The following is a 20,151-nucleotide window of genomic DNA, read 5'->3' as shown; positions in this document are numbered from 1 at the left end:
TCCTAGGAGGCGAGCCCCAGCGCGCCGCGCATCTGCGCCACCCGCGTCTCCAGCGCATCCCCCAGCGGCTCCCGCGTGCCGACGCCGAACATCGGGCCCGGCCAAGCGGCATCGCCCGGCGTGCGGCCGACAATGTGCACATGAAGCTGGGACACCATGTTCCCCAGCGCCGCCACATTCAGCTTGGCGCAGCCGCTGACCGCCTTGAGCGCGGCGGAGGCGGCGGCGATCTCCTCCATAAGCACGGCGCGGTCTTCCGCCGGCAGGTCGATGATTTCGACGAGGTTGTCCCGGCGGGGAACCAGCACGAGCCAGAAGAAGCGGGCGTCATCCACCAGCCGCACATGGCACAGCTTGAGGTCGCCGAGGGCGGGGCCATCGGCGGCGAGGCGGGGATCGAGGGCGAAGGTTGCGCGGGGCGGCATGCTCATTGAGTGAGCTCGTTCTTGTGGATCCTGCCGTCCTTCATGATGACGGTAAAGTTCGCGTCCGGGTTTGCCACAAGCTCGATGCGCTCGAGGGGGTTGCCCTTCACCACCAGCAAGTCCGCAAGCGCGCCCTCCTCGATGACCCCCAGCTTTCCGGGATAGGGATTGCGCGGGCCGGACAGGCCGAGCAGCTCGGCATTGTCGGCGGTGGCCATCTTGAGGATCTCGAAATTGCTGTACCACCGGGCCAGATGGGTCAGCATGGTTCCCTGGCGGGGCGCCAATGCCGCCGAGAACAGCAAATCGGATCCGAATGCGGTCTTGATATTGTACTTCCGCGCCAACTTGTATGCGGTGTCCGTGCCGGCGAAGACCTCAAGCATCTTCTCGCGGCTCGGGCCGGTCAGCGGAACCGTATCGTCGGCGCTGAGGAACGGCTGGATGGAGAGCCACGTGCCCCGGTCCGCCATCATCCTGGCCGTCGCGTCGTCCATGAGATGGGCGTGCTCGATGCATTGGGCGCCAGCGCTGATCGCCCGCTGGACCGTCGGCGACGCATAAGCGTGCACTGTCACGATGGTGTTCCAGTCCCGCGCCACGTCCACCGCCGCGCGCAGTTCGGGCTCGCTGAAGGTGGACATGTCGAGCGGGCTGCGCGGGGAGGAAACGCCGCCGCCGCCCACGATCTTGATCTGCGAGGCGCCCTGCAGGAGCTGCTCGCGCACGCGCATCCGGACCTCGCCCACGCTGTCGGCGATCATGGCGGCGCCGGACTGCTCCACGGCGCTCAAGGGGCCACCGGGCTGCCGCGGCAAATCGGACAACGCGCGCAGGTCGCCGTGGCCACCGGTGGTGGTGATCATGGCGCCAGAGGGATAGATGCGGGGGCCCGAGACGAGGCCCTCATCGATGGCCTGCTTCAATGCAAAGGTCGGCCCGCCGAGATCCCGGATGGTGGTGAAACCCCGCATCAGCGTGCGCTCGGCCTCGGCGCTGGCGGCGAGGGAGATGTAGCCGACATCCGCGGTCATCAGGCTCTGAAGCGGCAAGGCCGCGAAGATGGCGTGCCAGTGGGCGTCGATCAGGCCCGGCATGATCACCTGGCCCTTGCAATCGATCACCTGCGCGCCATCGGGCGGCGCCGGATTGCCGGCGGCAAGGGCCTTGATGACGTTGCCCTCCACCAGCAGGCTGAGGCCCTGGCGCAAGGTGGCGCGTGTTCCGTCGAACAGCAGGAAATTCGTGAACAAGACTGGGCGCGCCGGGCCGGTGGACACCGGGCGTGCAACTGCGGGCAGGCCCAGCGACGCCATGGTGGCGGCCATGCCGGCGACGAAGCCCCGCCTTGAAAGGTCGGTGTTGATCCGGCGCGTGAGGGACTGAATTTCCGGCCTGTGGCACAGGCAGCCTGTGTGACCGGTGGGAGCAGTGTCGTTACCCGATGTGCAGGAAAACATGGGCCACCTCCAGGCGGCACAGATGTATCGCTTCGGGGGCTCAGGGTCAAAACGGCGGAGCTTCCGTTGCGGCGTGTTCAACCCGCTCCAGGGGGCGGCGAAGAGCGCCATCGCGCCGCCCGCTTGCCATTTGCACCGAGACCCCCGATATAGACCCCGGGAGGTTGGCGGTGGACGAGCCACTCGCCAACCGGGTCAGGTCCGGAAGGAAGCAGCCCCAACGAGCCCGGTCTCGGGTCTCTGACCAGCCTCCCACCTTCTTGCCAGCCGAAGCCCTGAGCTTAAGGGCGCGCAAACGCCCGGAGGCGTCCATGTGGGCCATTGCCGTGATCCTGCTTCAGGTGCTGTCCGGCCCGGAGACCCATGTGATTACGCAGGCGGGCGTGTTCGCCAATGAGGATGCCTGCAAGGCTGGCATCTCGGCCTCGATCCCGGCAAAGCTCGATGGCGAGGCGCTGCAGCAGTTCAAGGACGGCTATCGCCGCTATGTCTGCGTGCGCGTCCGTGGGGCGGAACTCTTCAAGCCGAAGTGAGCCGGCCCACGCCCCCTTCTCGCTAGGGGAAGCATTGCGATACGAATCCAAGGATCGGATGGCTGAGTGTTTTCACCTCTCCCCGAGGGGGAGAGGTCGGCTGCACCGCAGCCGGGTGAGGGGGCTCCGGCGCTTCAGGAATTGAGAGAGTGGTTCCCCCTCACCCCAGCCCTCTCCCCCTCGGGGAGAGGGGGCAAACCTGCCCTGTCCGTGTTCTTGGTCGAGCATCGCAGCACCCGTTTGGAGAAGAGGAGTTTCGGCCTGGAGCGACGCGAGCGCGCAGCAAAAATCGCTGCACGCCCCTTCGGGAATGCTATGAAAGGCCCATGAGCGCCGACACGCCCGAAGACACCCCTGGTTTCGACCTCGGCACCCCGCCCCAGCCGGTGGCGGCAGCGGCGCCCTATCGCGTGCTGGCACGCAAATACCGGCCTTCGACGTTCGCGGACCTGATCGGCCAGGAGGCCATGGTCCGCACCCTCTCCAACGCCTTCGCCTCCGGCCGCATCGCCCAGGCTTACATCCTCACCGGCGTGCGGGGTGTGGGGAAGACAACCACCGCGCGCATCCTCGCCCGCGCGCTCAATTACGAGCCCATGGAGGGCGGCGGCGGGCCGACTTTGGACCTCTCCGTGCTCGGCAGGCACTGCCGCGACATCATCGAATCGCGCCACGTGGACGTGATGGAGATGGACGCCGCGTCCAACACCTCCATCAATGACATCCGCGAGATCATCGAGGGGTCGCGCTACCGCCCGGCCATGGCGCGCTACAAGGTCTACATCATTGACGAAGTGCACATGCTCTCCACGGCGGCGTTCAACGGCCTGCTGAAGACCCTGGAGGAGCCGCCGGAGCACGTGAAATTCGTGTTCGCCACCACCGAGATCCGGAAAGTGCCGGTCACGGTGCTCTCCCGCTGCCAGCGCTTCGACCTGAGGCGGGTGGATTCGGGCGTTTTGGCCACCCACCTCTCCGGCATCTGCGCGAAGGAAGGCGTGGAGATCGAGGCGGAAGCGCTCTCCACCATCGCCCGCGCGGCCGAGGGCTCGGTGCGCGATTCGCTCTCCCTCCTGGACCAGGCCATTGCCCATGGCGGCGGCAAGGTGGGGGCGGAGGAGGTGCGCCGACTCCTGGGCCTCGCCGACCGGGCGCGCGTCATCGATCTGTTCGAAGCGCTGATGTCAGGCGACACCCAGAGCGCCATCCGCGAGTTCCGCGACCAGTATGATTCGGGCGCGGACCCGGCAGTGATCCTCACCGACCTTGCCGAATTCACGCATCTCCTCACCTGCTTCAAGCTGGTGCCCGAGACCGCCTCCGACGCCTCTCTGGTGCAGGCCGAGCGGGAGCGCGGCTCGGACATGGCGGCGAAACTCCTCATCCGCGACCTCTCGCGCGTCTGGCAGATGCTGCTGAAGGGCATCCAGGAGGCCCAGCAATCCGCCAAGCCGGCCCAGGCGGCGGAGATGGTGCTGGTGCGCATCGCCTATGCGACCGACCTGCCTTCGCCCGACGAGGCGCTGCGCAAGCTGAAGGATGTGCAGGACACTCCCTCGCCCGCCCCCATGCCCGCGCCCACCAATGGCGGCGGCGGGGCACGGCTTGCGGTGGCGACCCGCGCCGAGCCCGCCCCCGTGCGCGCCGTGGCCCAGCCCGAGCCGCAGGGGCCGCGCCTTGCCAAGTTCGAGGATCTGGTGGCGCTCGTGGGCACCAAGCGCGACCTGCTGATGAAGCACGCGCTCGAGACCTATGTGCGCGTCGTGCGCTTCGAGGACGGCCAGATCGAGTTCGCGCTCGCCCCCGGCGGCAGTCCCAATCTGGTCCAGGACCTTTCGCGCAAGCTTCAGGACTGGACCGGCAAGCGCTGGATGGTCTCCGTCACCTCGCGGGCCGAGGGCGCGGCGACGCTGGCGGAGACGGCGGCGGCGGCCAAGGCGGAGCGGGAGGACGGCATCCGCGCCGACCCCCTCGTGGCCGCGGTGCTCGCCAAATTCCCCAATGCGCAGATCGTCGACGTGCGCACCCGCGAGGAAGCCCCCGACCTCGGGCTCGCGCCCATGGAGGAGGACACTTATATGGGTCCCGGTCCCGACGACGAGCTGGAATACTGACGGAGAGGTGTGATGCGCGACCTGATGGGCATGATGAAGCAGGCCAAGGAGCTTCAGGAGCGCATGCAGCAGATGCAGGCGGAGCTGGATGGCGTCGAGGTGGAAGGCGCTTCCGGCGGCGGCCTCGTCACCGTGCGCGTCACCGCCAAGGGCGATCCGAAGGCGGTGCGCATCGACCCGAGCCTCCTGAAACCCGACGAGGGCGAGATCCTGGAAGACCTTCTGGTGGCGGCTTTGTCGGACGCCAAGGCGAAGGCCGAGCGGATCATGCAGGAGAAGATGTCCGCCCTCACAGGCGGCCTGCCTCTGCCTCCGGGGATGAAGCTGTTCTGAGCGGTCTCCCTCTCTGGGCCGTCATGCCCGGGCTTGACCCGGGCATCTCCCTCCGTTGGGTCCACACCCGGTCAAGATCCTCGGGTCAAGCCCGGGGATGACGATTGCAAGGGTGCTAGGGGCGTTCCCCACCCCGCTTGAATGTGGATAGGCCCTGGGCGAAAACATCGCCTATGAGCGCGTCGACCCCTTCCGCCCCGTCCCCCCTCCGCTCCATTCCCGTGGAGGCGCTGGCGCGCGAGGACGCGGCCAACGAACTGGCGGCGCTGACCGACGAGATCGCCGGCCACGACCGGCGCTATTATGAGGACGATGCGCCCCTCGTCACCGATGCGGAATATGACCGTCTGCGCCGCCGCTACGAGGATATCGAGGCGCGGTTTCCCGAGCTGAAGACCGAGGACAGCCTCTCCGAGAAGGTGGGCGTCCAGGTCTCCTCGAAATTCGCCAAGATCACCCATTCCGTGCCCATGCTCTCGCTGGCCAACGCCTTTTCCGACGAGGAGGTGGAGGAGTTCGTGGCGCGGGTGAAGCGGTTCCTGAACCTCGGCGACGGCGAGGTGGCCTTCACCGCCGAACCCAAGATCGACGGCCTCTCCTGCTCGCTGCGCTATGAGAAGGGCCGGCTCGTCAGCGCCGCCACCCGCGGCGATGGGGCGGTGGGCGAGGACGTCACCGCCAATGTCCGCACCATCGGCGAGATCCCCCAGAAACTGGCCGGCCAGGACGTGCCCGACGTCATCGACGTGCGCGGCGAAGTCTATATGGATGCGGAGGATTTCATCGCCCTCAACGCCCGGCAGGCCGAAGCCGGCAAGCAGATATTCGCCAATCCCCGCAACGCGGCGGCGGGATCGCTGCGCCAGCTCGATTCCGCCATCACCGCCAGCCGGCCATTGCGCTTCTTCGCCTATGCCTGGGGCGAGGCATCGGCGCTGCCGGCGGACACGCAGCACGGCGTGGTGCAGGCGTTCGCCCGCTGGGGCCTGCCCACCAACCCGCTCACCATCCTCGCCCATGATGCGGCGGGGCTGCTGGCCCATTACCGGCATATCGGGGGGGAGCGGGCGAAGCTCGGCTATGACATAGACGGCGTGGTCTACAAGGTGGACCGGCTCGACCTCCAGCGCCGGCTCGGCTTCGTCTCCCGCTCGCCCCGCTGGGCGCTCGCCCATAAATTCCCCGCCGAGCAGGCGGTCACCGTCCTGAATGAGATCGACATCCAGGTGGGCCGCACGGGCGCCTTGACCCCGGTGGCGAAGCTCGCGCCGGTGAATGTGGGCGGCGTGGTGGTCTCCAACGCCACGCTCCACAATGAGGACTATATCCGGGGCATCGGCGGCGATGGTCAGCCGATCCGCGATGGGGTCGATATCCGCGTCGGCGACACGGTGGTGGTGCAGCGCGCCGGCGACGTGATTCCCCAGGTGGTTTCCGTGGTGCTGGAGAAGCGCCCCGCCTCCGCCCAGCCCTATCATTTCCCCGATGTCTGTCCGGCCTGCGGCAGCCATGCGGTGCGCGAGGTGGACCCCAAGACCGGCAAGCAGGACGCGGTGCGCCGCTGCACCGGCGGCCTCATCTGCCCCGCCCAGGCGGTGGAGCGCCTGCGCCATTTCGTATCGCGCAACGCCTTCGATATCGAGGGGCTGGGCGAGAAGCAGGTGCATGCCTTCTATGAATGGGGGCTGGTGAAAGAGCCGGCCGACATCTTCACCTTGGAGGCCCGCAATGCCGCCTCGCTCCAGCGCATCGAGAACCGGGACGGATGGGGGAAGACCTCCGTCACCAATCTGTTCGCGGCGATCGAAAGCCGGCGAAAAATTGCCCTGGACCGCTTCGTCTTTGCCCTCGGCATCCGCCATGTGGGCGAGACCAATGCCCGCCGGCTCGCGCGCCATTACGGCTCCATGGAAGCGCTGCGGGATGCGGCGGTGGCGGCCCAGATGCCCAAGGAGGACGTGGTAGCGAACGATGCCTGGGCTGAGATGATCAATATCGAGGGCATCGGCGCAGTGGTGGCGGAAGCGGTGGTGGACTTCTTCGATGAGCCGCACAATCGCGACGCCCTTGCGGCTCTCTTGAAGGAAGTGGAACCGCAGCCGCTTGAAGCTGTCGCTTCGGGCTCCCCGGTCTCCGGCAAGACGGTGGTGTTCACTGGGTCCCTCGAGAAGATGACCCGCGATGAGGCGAAAGCCATGGCGGAGCGGCTGGGGGCCAAGGTGGCGGGCTCGGTCTCCGCCAAGACCGACATCGTGGTCGCGGGGCCCGGAGCCGGCTCCAAGCTGGAAAAGGCGCGTTCGCTCAACGTCCAGGTGATCACCGAGGACGAGTGGTTCGAACTGGTATCCTGACAGGGGAGCGGCACATGGTCAGCCGGGAAGAGAAGGTCGCGGTGTTCCGCGCGCTCCATAAGGAGGGCTGCTTCATCATCCCCAATCCCTGGGACATCGCGGCCGCGCGCATGCTCTCGGGCCTCGGCTTCAAGGCGCTCGCCACCACGTCCTCGGGCTATGCCTTCTCGGTCGGACAGCGCGATGGCACGCTGGGGGCTGAAGAGACCCTCGAATATGCCGCCAGGATCGCCCATGCCACCGACCTTCCGGTGACGGCGGACCTGGAGGACGGCTATTCCAAGACCGCAGACGGCATCGCGGAGATCGTCCGGCAGGCGGCCGAGGCGGGACTGGCCGGTTTCTCCATCGAGGATCGCTGGCCGGGCGGAGCGGAGCCTTTCCGAGCTTATGACGATGCCGTGCAGCGCGTCGGCGCAGCCGTGGAGGCGGCGCGGCGCCACGGTCTCGTCCTGACCGCGCGGGCGGATGGGCTTGCCCCGGGCGGATACGATGTGGACGAGGCCATTCGCCGGCTCCGCGCCTTCGAGGCGCTCGGCGCCGAAGTGGTTTATGCGCCAGGGGTGCCCGATCTCGCGAGTCTCCGCCGGATCTGCAAATCCGTGCACGCTCCAGTCAACCACGTGATCGGCCTGGGGGCCGCGGGCCTGAACCTGGCGCAGATCGCAGAGGCCGGCGTGCGCCGGATCAGCGTCGGAGGCACGCTGGCCCGTGCGGTCGGCGGGGCGATGCTGGACATCGGCCGCCAGGTCGCCGGCGGGGACTTCTCCCGCCTCGAAACGGCACCGGGCTGGGAAGCCCTGCGGAACCCCGGCGTTCAAAGCGCGAACGCATAGCGGGCGCCGGCCCCGACGAGAGGAAGAGACTTGATTTCCATCACTCGGGCCGTGCGGCCGCTTGCCCTGGCCCTCATCTCGTCCTGCCTGCTCGCGAGCACGGTCCGCGCCGCCGAGGATCCCGGCAGGATCGCAGCCGCCGTGGACCAAGCCGTCCGCCCGCTCATGAAGGAATATGGCGTGCCCGGCATCGCCGTGGCGGTCACGATCGAGGGGCGGCAGCATTTCTTCAGCTACGGGTTCGCCTCGAAAGAGAGCCGTACGCCGGTGACGAAGGACACGCTGTTCGAGATCGGCTCCGTCAGCAAGACGTTCACCGCGACCTTGGCCGCCTATGCGCAGGTGCAGGGCAAGCTCTCGCTGGATGATCATCCGGGAAAATACATGCCGCAATTGCGCGGCAGTGCCATCGACGCGGCCAGCCTGCTCAATCTCGGCACCTATACCGCTGGCGGACTGCCGCTGCAGTTCCCGGCCGCCGTCACCAACACAGTCAAGATGGAAACCTATTTCCAGCAATGGAAGCCGTCCGCCACCCCGGGCGCGCAGCGGCGATACTCCAATCCCAGCATCGGCCTGCTCGGGTACGTTACGGGCCGGGCGATGGGCGGCGACTTTGCCGGTGTGGTCGAAGCGGAGCTGTTCCCCAAGCTCGGCCTCAGCCGCAGCTATATCCGGGTGCCGAAAGCGGAAATGGGCCGCTATGCCTGGGGCTACAATGCGGCCGACAAGCCGGTGCGGGTGAGCCCGGGCGCGTTCGATGCGGAGGCCTACGGCGTCAAATCGACGGCTGCGGACATGATCCGTTTCGTCGAGGCCAACATCCGTCCGGACACGCTCGATGCGCCCATGCGGCGTGCCGTGGAAGGCACGCACATCGGATATTTCAGGGTCGGCGAAATGGTGCAGGGGCTCGGGTGGGAGCAATACCCTTACCCCGTCGCGCTGGACCGGCTGCTGGCCGGCAATTCCGGCACCATGGCCGTGGAGCCCCATGCCGCAATCCGGCTCACGCCGCCACAGGCGCCTTCCGGGCCGACCTTGTTCAACAAGACCGGTTCCACCGGCGGGTTCGGCACTTACGTTGCCTTTGTGCCCGAGAAAAGGATCGGCATCGTGATGCTGGCGAACCGGAACGTCCCGATCCCGGCCCGCATCACGGCGGCGCTTGCCGTGCTCGATCAGCTCTCTTCGGAAGCACCGTGAACGCCCGAGCCGGACGATCCTTCAGGGCGGAAGCTTCATGGGAAAGTCATAAGCTTTCCTCGCGCAAGCATCGAACCTTTCCAGACTCCGCCCGAAGCCCGCATCAGCGCTGAATCTTCTTTGTTTTCCGTAGTTTAGAGGGTCTAGAAAGTACACTTCTACCATCCTCGACCCATTGATCCCGCCCCTCTGCCCTGTAGTTTGGCCCTTGGGTCAGGCGGGCGGTGCGAGCCGTTCGCGGGGTTTCGGGGGGCCGGGCATGGTAGAATGGTCGAGCGCGAAGCCGCAATCGCCGGAAATCCCGCTGCCGCGGGGCGAGGCGCACCGGGTGGAAGGTGCGCCGCCTATGCATCGGCCCGCCTGGTGGAAATTCTTCGGCCCCGCCTTCATCATCTCCATCGGCTATTTCGACCCCGGAAACTGGGCCACGGACCTCCAGGCGGGCAGCCAGTTCGGTTATTCGCTCCTCTGGGTGCTCTCGCTCTCCTGCATCATCGGCGCTTTGGTGCAGAACCTCTGCTCCAAGCTCGGCATCGCCACCGGCAAGGACCTCGCCCAGCATTGCGCGGAGCGCTATCCGCCCTGGATGGCGAAGGTGTTCTTCGTCTCCGCCGTCATCTCCATGATGGCCACCGACCTTGCCGAGATCGTCGGCGTGGCGGTGGCGCTGCATCTCCTGTTCGGCATCCCGCTGTGGCTCGGCGCCATCATCACCATCATCGACGTGTTCCTGATCCTCCTTTTGAACCGCTGGAGCTTCCGGGCCATCGAGACGGTGTTCCTCACCTTCCTCACCAGCGTCTCCGTCATGTACGTGGCGGAGATGTTCATGAGCCATCCCAATTATGAGGCGGTGGCGCTGGACAGCATCATCCCGTCCAAGGACATCCTTGGCGCGGACGCGCTGTTCGTGGCGGTGGGCATCATCGGTGCCACCATCATGCCCCATAATCTCTATCTGCACTCCCACCTCGCCATCTCGCGGCTGAGGGAGAAGCTGGCAGACGCGGCGACGCTCTATCGCTGGTCCCTGTGGGACACCAACATCTCGCTGTTCGTCGCCTGGTTCATCAATGCGGCCATCCTGGTGGTGGCGGCGGCGGTGTTCCATCCCATCTTCCTGAAGGACGGCACGGTCATCCAGTCCTTCGACGATGCCTATAAGACCCTGGTGCCCATCCTCAGCCAGGGGGCCGGGCTCATCTTCGCCATCGCGCTTCTGGTGGCCGGCGTCGCCTCCTCCACCTCCGCAACGCTCGCGGGCCAGGTGGTGTTCGAGGGCTTCCTGAAGATGGACAATGTGAGCCCGTTCTTGATCCGCCTCGGCACCCGGGCGGCCACCATGGCGCCGGCGCTCATCGCCATCCTGCTGCACGCCAAGCCGGTGGAGATCCTGGTCTGGAGCCAGGTGGTTCTCTCCATCCAGCTGCCCTTCGCCTTGCTGCCCTTGGTGATGCTCACCGACAACATGGGTGTCATGGGCGCCATGGTGAATGCGCCCTGGGTCCGCATCGTCATGTGGCCGGCCACCATCATCCTCCTGGTGCTGAACCTCGTGGTGCTCGGCCAGACGGTGGGCTGGATCCCCGGCGGCTGAGGCCGGACCGTTCCCTATCCTTTCCGGTCCGCGCCCCGGGGGGCAGGACCCCAACCTGGAGTGTCAGAAAATGGTCAGCGACAAGCTTGAGAAGAAGCTCAACGACCTGCTCAACGGCGAGCTGGAAGCCCACCACATCTATCTCCAGGCGGCCGCCTGGGCCTCGGACCACAAGTTCGAGGGCGTCAAGAGCTTCCTCCTCGTCCATGCGGCGGAAGAGCTGACCCACATGCTGAAATTCTTCGCCTTCCTGGACGATCTCGGCGCCCCCATCTCGCTCAAGGCCCTGCCGAAGCCGGTGGTGGACGCGAAGAATATCAAGGCGCTGTTCGAGCGGGTGCAGGAGGAGGAGCGCAAGGTCTCCAAGAACATCTTCGAGGTGATCGACCTCGCCCGCGCCGAGCACAGCTACGAGACCGACCAGTTCCTCCAGTGGTTCGCCGCCGAGCAGCACGAGGAAGAGAAGCTGTGCCGCCAGATCCTCGACAAGATCGAGCTGATCGGCGAGGGGCCGAACTCGGCCTACTTCATCGACAAGGAGCTGGGCGGCCTCGCGAAGGCGGGCTGAGGGGCCGGTTTCTCACTTGGTCATCCCCGGCTCGACCCGGGGATCTTTCCTCAAAGGAGGGAGATGGCCGGGTCAAGCCCGGCCATGACGGTTTCCAAGGGGTGGAGGCTACAACGGCGTCCGTGCCCGGATCGCCGCCGACAGGGTCCCCTCGTCCAGATAGTCCAGTTCCCCGCCCACCGGCACGCCCTGGGCGAGGCGGGTGACCTTCACCTCCAGCCCGCGCAGCAGATCGGTGATGTAGTGGGCGGTGGTCTGGCCATCGACGGTCGCCCCCAGCGCCAGGATCACCTCGCTGACATGCTCCTGGTGCACCCGCTCCACCAGCTTGGAGATGTTGAGGTCGTCCGGCCCGACCCCATCCAGCGGCGAGAGCACGCCGCCCAGCACATGGTATTTGGCGCGCAGGGCCGCGGCCCGCTCCAGGGCCCAGAGGTCGGCCACGTCCGCCACCACCACCAATGTCCCCGCTTCCCGCTCCGGATCGGTGCAGACCGTGCAGGGGTCGCGCACGTCCACGTTTCCGCACACCCGGCATTCCACGATCTTGCCCAGCGCGTCACCCAGCGCCACTGAGAGCGGCGCCATGAGCGCCTCGCGCTTCTTGATGAGGTGCAGCGCGGCGCGGCGCGCCGAGCGCGGGCCGAGGCCCGGCAGGCGAGCGAGAAGCTGGATCAGGCGTTCGATTTCTGGGCCGGCGACGGCGCGGGGCATGACTTTTTTCTCGGCGGGACTTTCCGCATGTAGCGCCTGCCGCGCCGGATTGCCATGGCGCGCCCGGCTCTTATCCGCCGGCTGTTCCCGCCAGAAGCTGGCCGGCACCTTCTCCGAGAGCGGGCCGGCCGCCTGACCGCAGCCATTGGCTCGTCAACGCCCATAGCCGCGCTTCGGCGCACCTTGCCGCCATAAGCCGGCGATCCGTCGTGCGGTGACATGACGTAGCGAAATATTGCCTATGGTTTGGGCGATTGCTAAGGGGTTAGGCACTCTCACGCGTCCGGACTCAGTCGCGGCCGTCATCGAGGACGGCTACCCCTCCGCCGGATCGCCCATGCCCCATCTCATCCCCTTCCTGAAGCGGTTCATTCCGGGCCTTGCGCCCGTCAGCACCGCCGAGCGGCTGCGCGCCGGCATCGGTGCCCTGATCGGGCTTGTGATCACGGGCTTCGCGACGCGACTGGCTCTGGGGCCGGATTCGGCCGTGCCGCTGCTCATCGCGCCCATGGGCGCCTCATCCGTGCTGCTGTTCGCCGTGCCGTCCAGCCCGCTGGCGCAGCCCTGGTCCATCATCGGCGGAAATCTCGTGGCGGCGCTGGTGGGGGTGACGGCGGCGCGGCTCGTCCCGGATCCGTTCCTGGCGGCAGGACTGGCCGGGGGCATCGCCATCGGCCTCATGCTGCTGCTGCGCTGCCTGCACCCGCCGAGCGGCGCGGTGGCGCTCACCGCCGTGCTGGGCGGGGAAGCGGTGCACACGCTGGGCTACGGCTTCGTGCTGTCGCCGGTGCTGCTCAATTCCTTCCTGCTGCTGGCCACCGCGCTGGCCTACAACGCCTTGACCGGCCGGCAGTATCCCGCGGTGGCCCACGCCCCCGCGCGGGAGAATAGGGACCCGCCGCCCTCGGCCCGGCTCGGCTTCTCCGACACGGACCTGGATGCGGCCCTCAAGCAATATGACCGGCTGCTGGATGTGAGCCGCGAGGACCTGGAACAGGTGCTGCGCCTCGCCGAGGTGCGGGCCTATGCCCGTCGCTCCGGCGAGATCACCTGCGCCGACATCATGTCCCGCGACGTCACGGCGGTCCCGCCCGAAGCCTCCATGCGGGAGGCGCTGAACCTCATGCGCGGGCATCATGTGAAGGCGCTGCCCGTCACCACCGACGATGCCAAGGTGGTGGGCATCGTCACCCAGAGCGACCTGTTGGACAAAGCCACCTGGGGCGCAAGCGGGCCCCGCGTCTCCTTTGGCCAGCGCCTGCGCCATGTGGTGCGGCTCGCCCGCGCGCCTCAAGGCTCCGTGCAGGAAATCATGAGCGTGCACGTGCAGTCCGCGCGGCCGGAGACGCCCATCGCCGATCTGGTGCCCCTGATGGCGGATGGCGGGCACCATGCCGTGCCGGTGGTGGACGCAAACGACCAGCTGGCCGGCATCGTCACCCAGTCCGACCTCATCGCAGCCCTGTTCCGCGACCGCCTCGTGCCGGGCTGAAGCCGTAGCGACGTACCCGGCCAAGAGGTCGCGGAAGAAGTGTGATGCCTTCCCGTCGCCAATTTGTAAGATGTCCAAGATACTTGAGGGCATCACGGAGGGCTGGGGCCATGGCGGGGATGCGGAAACTGGCGGTTCTGACGGCGGCGGCCGTCACGTTTGCGGGAACGGCCCTGGCTCAGACGCCTGCTGCGCCAACGGCGCCGGCGGCAGGGGATGATTCGGCCCTGGTGGACCGGGGCGCCTATCTCGCCCGCGCGGCGGACTGCATGCCCTGCCACACGGGCGATCCCAAGAAGCCCTATGCGGGCAACCTGTCCTTCAACACGCCGTTCGGCACCATGTTCTCGGTGAACATCACGTCCGATCCCACCTACGGCATCGGCAAATGGACGTTCGAGGACTTCAAGGGCGCGGTGCATGACGGCGTCCGCGCCGACGGGGCCTATCTCTACCCGGCCATGCCGTTCGACGCCTATACCGGCATCTCGGGCGATGACCTCAAAGCGCTGTGGGCCTATGTGCGCCGCATCCCGGCCATTGCCGAGCCGCGCAAGGAGAACGAGCTCGCCTTCCCGTTCAATGTGCGCCTCGGCCTGCTTGCCTGGCGCGAACTGTTCTTCGATGCGTCCTATTGGAAGCCCACCGCCGGCAAGAGCGACGCGTGGAACCGCGGCTCCTATCTCGTCGAGGTCCTCGGCCATTGCTCGGACTGCCACAGCCCGCGCAACCTGATGGGCGCGGTGAAGGCGAAGCAGCACTTCCTCGGCGCCGATGTGGACGGCTATTGGGCCCCGGACATCGACACCGCCACCCTCAAGAAGGACGGCTGGACCTCGGAGACGCTGACCCAGTTCTTCACCAACGGCTCCGTGCCCGGCAAGACCGAGGTGTTCGGCCCCATGGCGGAAGTGGTGCGCGAGAGCCTCGCCTACCTCACGCCCACCGACCGCGCCGCCCTCGTCACCTATCTCCTCGACAGCCCGCCGCCGAAGGACATTCCCGCGCCCCAGGCCGCCTCGCCGCTGCCGCCGGACGTGTTCCAGCAGGCGGCGAAGCTCTACATCGACAATTGCGCGCCCTGCCATCAGGCCGGCGGCACGGGCTCGTCCAACGTGGTCCCGGCGCTGGTCAACAACCCGGCGGTGGTCGCGTCCGAGCCCTATAACGTTATCATGGCCATCCTGGGCGGGCTGCCGGCGGGCGGCACTTACGGCCCCATGCCGTCCTTCGCCGGCCGGCTCTCGGACCAGCAGGTGGCGAACCTCGTCAATTACGTGCGCACCTCCTGGCACAATGGCGGCTCCGCCAATGCCACCGCCTCCATGGTGGCCGCGTGGCGCGCCACCGCCGACGTGCCGGACTACGGCACCCAGCAGGCCTCCGCCTTCAACTGCCCGAAGGTGGGCGGGGGGCCCGGCGCGACCGGCCCGGATCCGCAGGCGGTCGCCTCGCTGACGCAGATGATGCAGGGCGGCGAGCGCGAGACCCGCGTGCTCATCAGCGCCTACCAGAACGCCGACAGCGGCGCCTCCGCCGGCACGGTGGTGGATGCGCTGACCGCGGCCTATTGCCCGGTGGTGGCGCAGGCCCAGCTCCCCGACTGGCAGAAGTCCAGCGAGCTGCAGCGCTTCACCCTTCAGGTGGCGGCCGCCATCTCGGAAGGGCTCGCGGGGCCGGCCATGCCGCCCGTCTCCACCATCTGGGCGACGCCCACCGGCACCTCGCTGGTGGCGCGCCAGCCCACCAGCATCGCCGCCCAGCTCACCTGCCCGGACCCCACCGCCGCCAACAAGCTGGTGCCCAAGGCGCTGGTGGATGCGGCCGTGAGCCTGGTGGGCAAGCCCGCGGTGCCGGTGACCGGCGACGTGGCGACGCGCTTTGCCAACACGCTGATGCAGCAGAACCCGAAGGCCCGCCGCTCCGACGTCGCCAATGCGCTGATCGTCGCCTATTGCCCGCTGGTGACGGCCAAGGCGAACACCGGCGTGGCGGAGCAGTATTCGCTGCTCACCGGCTTCGGCCAGCAGGTGGTGCAGACGCTCCAGCTCGGCGCGCCCATGTTCAACGCTGCCGCTAAGTAAGGGGCGCGCCGCGCCCTCGCTCCAGCTTGAACGGCGCCGGAGAGCGCTTACGTCCAGCGCGGCGCCGGCCTCTTCCGTCGGCGTCCGCGAAGGATTGTGACCATGTCGAGCATTTATGATTACACGGTTCCGGTGCTGGCCCGGGGCCTTACCATCCTGTCCACCTATATGGACAAGGCGGCGGCCCACGCCGCCGCGCAGGGCATCGACCCTTCCGAACTGATCAATGCCCGCCTCGCTCCGGACATGCTGCCGCTCTCCGGTCAGATCCAGCGCGCCAGCGACACGGCCAAGGCCTCAATCACCCGGCTGACCGGCGTCGCCGCGCCCTCATTCCCGGACACGGAGACCACCTTCCCCGAGCTGAAGGAACGCCTCGCCAACACCCTCGCCTTCGTGGAGAGCGTGGCCCCAGCCCAGTTCGAGGGCGCCGAGGCGCGCGAGGTGGACCTGCGGTTTCTGAAAGTCAGCGGCGCGGACTATCCGGCGCAGTTCATGCTGCCGAACTTCTTCTTCCACCTCGCCATCGCCCACGGCATCCTGCGCCAGGCGGGCGTGAACATCGGCAAGAAGGACTATCTCAGCATCGCGTGAGCAGGACCTATGCGAGGAGGCGCGCCGCCTCGCCTTGGGCCTTGAGGAGCTTCACGGCCTTCCTGTCGAAGGACAGGAAGGTTTCCGCGCCGAGCCAGCTTCCCTCATAGGCGATGACGCCATCTGCGAAATCGCCGCCCGCGTCCAGCAAAGCGAGGCCGGCTTGCACCGCCGGCCGGTTCGCCACGACATTCGCGCCATTCATCAGCCGTCGGATGGCCTCCGCGATATCGGCCGACGGGATTCTGTAGCCGAGCGACAGAACCCATACGAGCTCGCACAGTGTCGGCAGCGTCAGCGCCACCATGTCCGCCTTCGCGAGCTCCGCCTGGGCGATCCTGCTTTGGCGCGCATCGTCGCCCGTGAGCGCCCGCACCAGGATGTTGGTGTCGGCGGTGATTTTCATCGCCGGCCGGCCCAGCCTTTGGCGGCGATCTCATTCATCTCTTCGGCGGACAAAGACGGGCCATTCTCCCGCTTGAGAAAGTCGAAGGCGTCAGAAATTTCCCCCTCGGGCCGCGCGGCGCGGACCTCGATCCGGCCATCGGGCAGCTTGTCCACGGTGATCCTGTCGCCGGGATGCACACCCAGATGGTCGAGAAAATCCTTGCGCAGGGTGACCTGGCCCTTGGCGGTGACGGTCAGTGTGATCATGACCCGAATGTAAGGCAAAACTGCCTTACATTCAATGGAGACTCAGCTTCCGTTCAAGCGGGAAAGCACCAGCCGGCCTGTAAGCCGGGTTCTGTACGGCGGGATTGCTCCCGCGTGGCGGCCATTCATCTGGGACGCCGGTTGCCCGGCGCCTCGAGCAGTCAACCCGGATGGCGGCCCGAAGACGGGGCCTTCCCGAAGGATGCCATCCCTATTCGACTTTGCTCCCGGTGGGGTTTGCCGTGCCGCTCCCGTTGCCGGTCGCGCGGTGGGCTCTTACCCCACCGTTTCACCCTGGCCCGCGCACGCGCGGGTGGTTTGATTTCTGTGGCACTTTCCCTAGGGTCGCCCCCGCCGGACGTTATCCGGCACCGTGTCTCCGTGGAGCCCGGACTTTCCTCGGCACCCGAAGGTGACGCGGCCGCCCGGCCGGCTGGTGGGGGACCAATGGGCGTGTCCGCCCGCCGCGTCAAGGGCTTATGCCATGAAGCTGTCATGTTGGGCACACCAGGCCGCTAGCCGCCGGCCGGCACGTCCTTGGCGATGACCATCTTGGCGAGCGGGATCAGCATCGGCTCGGGCGCCGCGGCGAGTTGCACCCGCGTGCCGGCTTCCAGCCGCTCCATGAAGCCGGCCGCACGCGGGTCGTCGCGCCCGCCCTCCAGGGCGCCCGCCAAGGTGGGGAAAACCGAAGCCCGGGAAAAAGCGGCCCATTGGGCGCCGAACGCCTGGGCATCGCCATCGGCTTCGAACTGCGCCCAGATCCTGTCCTCGGCGTGGAACACCTCCAGGTGCGCGATGGTGAGGCCGCCGAGCCCGCCATCCTCCAGCGGCGCCGCCAGTTCCGCCCGGCTTCGCCCCACCGTGGGAATGGCCATGAGCCTGAGCTCGTCGGGCCTGATGAAGCCCTCGCGGACCATGCCTTCGAGCGTGGCTTGGATGGCCGCGAGCAGGGGGCGGTAGCCGAACTCACCTGCATCGTCCACGGCCATGGTGAGCACCACGAGCCGCCCGCCGGGGCGCAGCTCGCGGCTTCGGGCGAAGAGGAATGTCCGCCAATCCTGCGCGGCCTGTCGGGCGAAGGCCGCGCAGGCGTCGGGGTCGCGGCTGAAGGCGATCTGGACCTGGTCCGGGATCACCGCCGGCACCCGGCTCAGCCATTGCACGGCCCAGGAGCTCCACCCCAGGGTCACGCTTTCCGGAGGCAGGATCTGTTCGTAGAAGGACCGTCCCACGGCAGAGGCGAACGCGGCCGGATCGCCTTTGAGATAGCTGTCCGGATCGTCCTCGAGGGTCTGGAAGAGCGCGGTGAAATCATTGCCGGGCAGGTCGGTATGGACGATGCTGATCGCCCGTTCCGGCCCGAGGCGCTCCCTCAGTACCCCGATGGCGGCCGCCATCGGCACCAGCGAATTGCGCCCGGATGAGGCGCCATAGTCCGCGACCAGCACCGGCTGCGTCCCGGATTCCAGCGGGACAATACGGGTCGCGTCCTGCAGCAGCGTCACCGCCGGCAGGAGCCCGGCCGCCTGCACGCGGGAATTACGATTATAGGCGCCATGCCCTTCCATGGGCATGGGCCGCACATCGCCGGAAGGGCCGGTCATGCCACCTCTTCGCCCGGACGGGTCATGATCAATTCCCGCAGCGTCATGATGGTGGAGGCATCCGCGACGCCGTCCACCTTGGAGCGGCGGAAATGGCGCTGGAAGGCGCGCACCACCGCTTCCGTCTCCCCGTCATAGGCGCCGGTCACGGCGATGCCGTAGCCGTAGAGCGCCAGCATGGACTGAAGCGCAGCCACCGGCTGGCCGGCATCCCCCAGCATGAAGAAGCGGCCGCCCTGCATGGGCGCCTCGTGCACCAGATGCCCGACGCCCGCATGGTGCATGAGGTGCCAGGGGAATTTCTCGCCCGGATCGTCCTTGCGCAGCGGCGCCACGTCGGAATGGGCGAGTACCCGGTCGGCCCGGATGCCATGGCGCTCCACGATCTCGGCGCAGAGCGCCGCCACCGCCACCATCTGCGCCTCGGGGAAATCTGGGTAACCCTGGCCGTGCCCCGGATTGACGATCTCGATGCCGATGGACCGGGAGTTGATGTCGGTGACGCCCTCCCAGGAGGAGAGGCCTGCATGCCAGGCGCGGCGGGATTCCGGCACCATCTGAACGATGGTCCCATCCTCCAGCACCACATAGTGGGCCGACACCTCCGCCTCCACCGCCCGCAGCCGCTCCACGGCGGCCTCGGCGCTTTCCATGCCGGTGTAATGCAGGAGCAGCATGTCCACGGGCGCGCGCCGCTCGCCATGATTGGGCGAGGGGGCGAGGACGCCGACGAGAGGACTGTCGGGCGGGAAGGGGATGGGGTCCGGCAGCGCGCCCGTCACTTCAACCCCCGCATCTTCGAGACCCTCTCATAGGCGGCATTCACGGCTGCCACACGGTCGTTGGCGAGCTTCACCGCGGCGGGCGGGAGGCCGCGGGCGGTGAGGCGGTCGGGGTGGTGCTCGCCCACCAGGGTTCGCCAGCGGGCCTTCACCTCGGCGTCGCTGGCGTCAGGGGCGAGGTCGAGGACGGCGTAGGGATCGCCCGGCCGGCGCACGTGGCGGGCCTCGATGCGCTCATAGGCGGCGCCCTCGAAGCCGAGGAGGCGGCCCACCTCCTGGAGGAATTCAAGCTCCCGCTCGTGCAGCGCATGGTCGGCCTTGGCCACGTGGAACAGCGCGTCCAGAAGGTCCTCGCGGGTTTCCGGCTCATCGGCGAACAAGGCGCCGATCTGGCTGGCATAGGCCTCGAAGCCGGCCGTATCCTGCTTGGCGAGGTCGAACACGCGGGCAACGCCGGCCAGCTCCTCCGGCGGGATGTCGAACACCTCGCGGAACGCAGCCACCTCCAGTGGCACCACGACCCCGTCCGCTTTCGCCATCTTGGCGGACAAGGCGATGAGGCCGATGGAGAAGGCCGCCGGCTTCGGCGCGGGGGCCAGCAGCCGGTCGAGCGCATGGCCGGCGAGCGCACCCACCAGGGCCCCGAGCGGCCCGCCCAAGGCGAGGCCCACCCCGGCCCCGCCGATCAAACCCACATAGACCATGTCCGTCTTCGTCTCTCTCCTTTGCCCCGCATCTCTTTTGCCATGGCGCGCAAGCCCAGGCCACAGGCGCACTTCAACCCTTCCTTAAGGTGTACGC

At 67.6% G+C, this 20,151-nt stretch carries 19 protein-coding genes and 2 other RNA genes; 12 read left to right on the top strand and 9 right to left on the bottom strand.

Going from position 1 to position 20,151, the window contains the following annotated elements:
- Window positions 1-2 precede the first annotated feature (2 nt).
- Together ABLE91_RS23095 and ABLE91_RS23090 are read right to left on the bottom strand one after the other, a co-directional pair.
- Window positions 3-431, bottom strand: coding sequence for an HIT domain-containing protein (locus ABLE91_RS23095; protein ID WP_348934688.1), 429 nt, complete (start codon window positions 429-431; stop codon window positions 3-5).
- Window positions 428-1,885: a metal-dependent hydrolase family protein gene (locus ABLE91_RS23090; protein WP_348934685.1), complete on the bottom strand. Its 1,458-nt coding sequence runs from the start codon at window positions 1,883-1,885 to the stop codon at window positions 428-430. Before ABLE91_RS23090 ends, ABLE91_RS23095 begins: the two co-directional genes overlap by 4 nt.
- 158 nt (window positions 1,886-2,043) lie before the next feature.
- Between ABLE91_RS23090 and ffs the strand changes: the two genes are divergently transcribed.
- From ffs to ABLE91_RS23045, 9 genes are all read left to right on the top strand, one after another.
- An RNA gene (gene ffs / locus ABLE91_RS23085) (signal recognition particle sRNA small type) lies at window positions 2,044-2,142 on the top strand.
- A 54-nt stretch (window positions 2,143-2,196) separates the two neighbouring features.
- Window positions 2,197-2,418: a hypothetical protein gene (locus ABLE91_RS23080; protein ID WP_348934683.1), complete on the top strand. Its 222-nt coding sequence runs from the start codon at window positions 2,197-2,199 to the stop codon at window positions 2,416-2,418.
- A 326-nt stretch (window positions 2,419-2,744) separates the two neighbouring features.
- The gene (locus tag ABLE91_RS23075) at window positions 2,745-4,532 is read left to right on the top strand and encodes a DNA polymerase III subunit gamma/tau (RefSeq protein ID WP_348934681.1); all 1,788 of its coding nucleotides are present in this window, start codon (window positions 2,745-2,747) and stop codon (window positions 4,530-4,532) included.
- Window positions 4,533-4,544: 12 nt separating this feature from the next.
- Entirely contained in the window at window positions 4,545-4,865 is a 321-nt protein-coding gene (locus ABLE91_RS23070) for a YbaB/EbfC family nucleoid-associated protein (RefSeq protein ID WP_348934679.1), read from the top strand.
- Window positions 4,866-5,038: 173 nt separating this feature from the next.
- Window positions 5,039-7,216, top strand: a complete 2,178-nt coding sequence (ligA, locus tag ABLE91_RS23065; protein WP_348934676.1) for an NAD-dependent DNA ligase LigA — start codon at window positions 5,039-5,041, stop codon at window positions 7,214-7,216.
- A gap of 14 nt (window positions 7,217-7,230) precedes the next feature.
- Window positions 7,231-8,052, top strand: coding sequence for an isocitrate lyase/PEP mutase family protein (locus ABLE91_RS23060; protein ID WP_348934673.1), 822 nt, complete (start codon window positions 7,231-7,233; stop codon window positions 8,050-8,052).
- A 39-nt stretch (window positions 8,053-8,091) separates the two neighbouring features.
- Window positions 8,092-9,258 (top strand): class C beta-lactamase, encoded by a 1,167-nt coding sequence (gene ampC / locus ABLE91_RS23055; RefSeq protein WP_510181988.1) that lies wholly within the window; start codon window positions 8,092-8,094, stop codon window positions 9,256-9,258.
- A gap of 346 nt (window positions 9,259-9,604) precedes the next feature.
- Window positions 9,605-10,855, top strand: coding sequence for an Nramp family divalent metal transporter (locus ABLE91_RS23050; protein WP_348934669.1), 1,251 nt, complete (start codon window positions 9,605-9,607; stop codon window positions 10,853-10,855).
- A gap of 70 nt (window positions 10,856-10,925) precedes the next feature.
- Window positions 10,926-11,423, top strand: a complete 498-nt coding sequence (locus ABLE91_RS23045) for a ferritin (protein ID WP_348934664.1) — start codon at window positions 10,926-10,928, stop codon at window positions 11,421-11,423.
- 108 nt (window positions 11,424-11,531) lie between these two features.
- Here ABLE91_RS23045 and recR read toward each other — a convergent pair whose 3' ends face one another.
- Window positions 11,532-12,137, bottom strand: a complete 606-nt coding sequence (recR, locus tag ABLE91_RS23040; RefSeq protein WP_348934662.1) for a recombination mediator RecR — start codon at window positions 12,135-12,137, stop codon at window positions 11,532-11,534.
- A 337-nt stretch (window positions 12,138-12,474) separates the two neighbouring features.
- Between recR and ABLE91_RS23035 the strand changes: the two genes are divergently transcribed.
- The 3 genes from ABLE91_RS23035 to ABLE91_RS23025 all read left to right on the top strand — a co-directional run bounded on the left by ABLE91_RS23035 (window position 12,475) and on the right by ABLE91_RS23025 (window position 16,307).
- On the top strand, window positions 12,475-13,629 hold the full coding sequence (locus ABLE91_RS23035; protein ID WP_348934659.1) for an HPP family protein: 1,155 nt from the start codon (window positions 12,475-12,477) through the stop codon (window positions 13,627-13,629).
- 110 nt (window positions 13,630-13,739) lie between these two features.
- Window positions 13,740-15,713, top strand: coding sequence for a c-type cytochrome (locus tag ABLE91_RS23030; protein ID WP_348934657.1), 1,974 nt, complete (start codon window positions 13,740-13,742; stop codon window positions 15,711-15,713).
- A gap of 102 nt (window positions 15,714-15,815) precedes the next feature.
- Complete coding sequence (locus ABLE91_RS23025) at window positions 15,816-16,307, top strand: DUF1993 domain-containing protein (protein WP_348934655.1); 492 nt, start codon at window positions 15,816-15,818, stop codon at window positions 16,305-16,307.
- Between the two features lie 7 nt (window positions 16,308-16,314).
- On the opposite strand, the gene ABLE91_RS23020 is transcribed toward ABLE91_RS23025, so the two are convergent.
- The 6 genes from ABLE91_RS23020 to ABLE91_RS22995 all read right to left on the bottom strand — a co-directional run bounded on the left by ABLE91_RS23020 (window position 16,315) and on the right by ABLE91_RS22995 (window position 20,054).
- Window positions 16,315-16,713 (bottom strand): type II toxin-antitoxin system VapC family toxin, encoded by a 399-nt coding sequence (locus ABLE91_RS23020; RefSeq protein ID WP_348934654.1) that lies wholly within the window; start codon window positions 16,711-16,713, stop codon window positions 16,315-16,317.
- Window positions 16,710-16,961, bottom strand: coding sequence for an AbrB/MazE/SpoVT family DNA-binding domain-containing protein (locus ABLE91_RS23015; protein ID WP_348934652.1), 252 nt, complete (start codon window positions 16,959-16,961; stop codon window positions 16,710-16,712). The genes ABLE91_RS23020 and ABLE91_RS23015 overlap by 4 nt, the downstream gene beginning before the upstream one ends.
- Before the next feature lie 64 nt (window positions 16,962-17,025).
- Window positions 17,026-17,398, bottom strand: an RNA gene (gene rnpB, locus ABLE91_RS23010) — RNase P RNA component class A.
- Window positions 17,399-17,476: 78 nt separating this feature from the next.
- On the bottom strand, window positions 17,477-18,568 hold the full coding sequence (locus ABLE91_RS23005; protein WP_348934649.1) for a class I SAM-dependent methyltransferase: 1,092 nt from the start codon (window positions 18,566-18,568) through the stop codon (window positions 17,477-17,479).
- Window positions 18,565-19,326 (bottom strand): N-acetylmuramoyl-L-alanine amidase, encoded by a 762-nt coding sequence (locus tag ABLE91_RS23000; RefSeq protein WP_348934788.1) that lies wholly within the window; start codon window positions 19,324-19,326, stop codon window positions 18,565-18,567. Before ABLE91_RS23000 ends, ABLE91_RS23005 begins: the two co-directional genes overlap by 4 nt.
- Before the next feature lie 20 nt (window positions 19,327-19,346).
- Window positions 19,347-20,054 (bottom strand): TerB family tellurite resistance protein, encoded by a 708-nt coding sequence (locus ABLE91_RS22995; protein WP_348934646.1) that lies wholly within the window; start codon window positions 20,052-20,054, stop codon window positions 19,347-19,349.
- Window positions 20,055-20,151 lie beyond the last annotated feature (97 nt).

This window comes from Aquabacter albus (assembly GCF_040049275.1).
Classification (GTDB): Bacteria; Pseudomonadota; Alphaproteobacteria; order Rhizobiales; family Xanthobacteraceae; genus Aquabacter.
The sequence above is the reverse complement of the archived record's forward strand: the minus strand, read 5'-3'. Positions and strand labels throughout refer to the sequence as shown.

What these genes read in the sequence shown, in the direction of transcription:
- ABLE91_RS23095 (WP_348934688.1), bottom strand. Translation starts at nt 431, where the DNA reads ATGAGCATGCCGCCCCGCGCAACCTTCGCCCTCGATCCCCGCCTCGCC.
- ABLE91_RS23090 (WP_348934685.1), bottom strand. Translation starts at nt 1,885, where the DNA reads ATGTTTTCCTGCACATCGGGTAACGACACTGCTCCCACCGGTCACACA.
- ABLE91_RS23080 (WP_348934683.1), top strand. Translation starts at nt 2,197, where the DNA reads ATGTGGGCCATTGCCGTGATCCTGCTTCAGGTGCTGTCCGGCCCGGAG.
- ABLE91_RS23075 (WP_348934681.1), top strand. Translation starts at nt 2,745, where the DNA reads ATGAGCGCCGACACGCCCGAAGACACCCCTGGTTTCGACCTCGGCACC.
- ABLE91_RS23070 (WP_348934679.1), top strand. Translation starts at nt 4,545, where the DNA reads ATGCGCGACCTGATGGGCATGATGAAGCAGGCCAAGGAGCTTCAGGAG.
- ligA (WP_348934676.1), top strand. Translation starts at nt 5,039, where the DNA reads ATGAGCGCGTCGACCCCTTCCGCCCCGTCCCCCCTCCGCTCCATTCCC.
- ABLE91_RS23060 (WP_348934673.1), top strand. Translation starts at nt 7,231, where the DNA reads ATGGTCAGCCGGGAAGAGAAGGTCGCGGTGTTCCGCGCGCTCCATAAG.
- ABLE91_RS23050 (WP_348934669.1), top strand. Translation starts at nt 9,605, where the DNA reads ATGCATCGGCCCGCCTGGTGGAAATTCTTCGGCCCCGCCTTCATCATC.
- ABLE91_RS23045 (WP_348934664.1), top strand. Translation starts at nt 10,926, where the DNA reads ATGGTCAGCGACAAGCTTGAGAAGAAGCTCAACGACCTGCTCAACGGC.
- recR (WP_348934662.1), bottom strand. Translation starts at nt 12,137, where the DNA reads ATGCCCCGCGCCGTCGCCGGCCCAGAAATCGAACGCCTGATCCAGCTT.
- ABLE91_RS23035 (WP_348934659.1), top strand. Translation starts at nt 12,475, where the DNA reads ATGCCCCATCTCATCCCCTTCCTGAAGCGGTTCATTCCGGGCCTTGCG.
- ABLE91_RS23030 (WP_348934657.1), top strand. Translation starts at nt 13,740, where the DNA reads ATGGCGGGGATGCGGAAACTGGCGGTTCTGACGGCGGCGGCCGTCACG.
- ABLE91_RS23025 (WP_348934655.1), top strand. Translation starts at nt 15,816, where the DNA reads ATGTCGAGCATTTATGATTACACGGTTCCGGTGCTGGCCCGGGGCCTT.
- ABLE91_RS23020 (WP_348934654.1), bottom strand. Translation starts at nt 16,713, where the DNA reads ATGAAAATCACCGCCGACACCAACATCCTGGTGCGGGCGCTCACGGGC.
- ABLE91_RS23015 (WP_348934652.1), bottom strand. Translation starts at nt 16,961, where the DNA reads ATGATCACACTGACCGTCACCGCCAAGGGCCAGGTCACCCTGCGCAAG.
- ABLE91_RS23005 (WP_348934649.1), bottom strand. Translation starts at nt 18,568, where the DNA reads ATGACCGGCCCTTCCGGCGATGTGCGGCCCATGCCCATGGAAGGGCAT.
- ABLE91_RS22995 (WP_348934646.1), bottom strand. Translation starts at nt 20,054, where the DNA reads ATGGTCTATGTGGGTTTGATCGGCGGGGCCGGGGTGGGCCTCGCCTTG.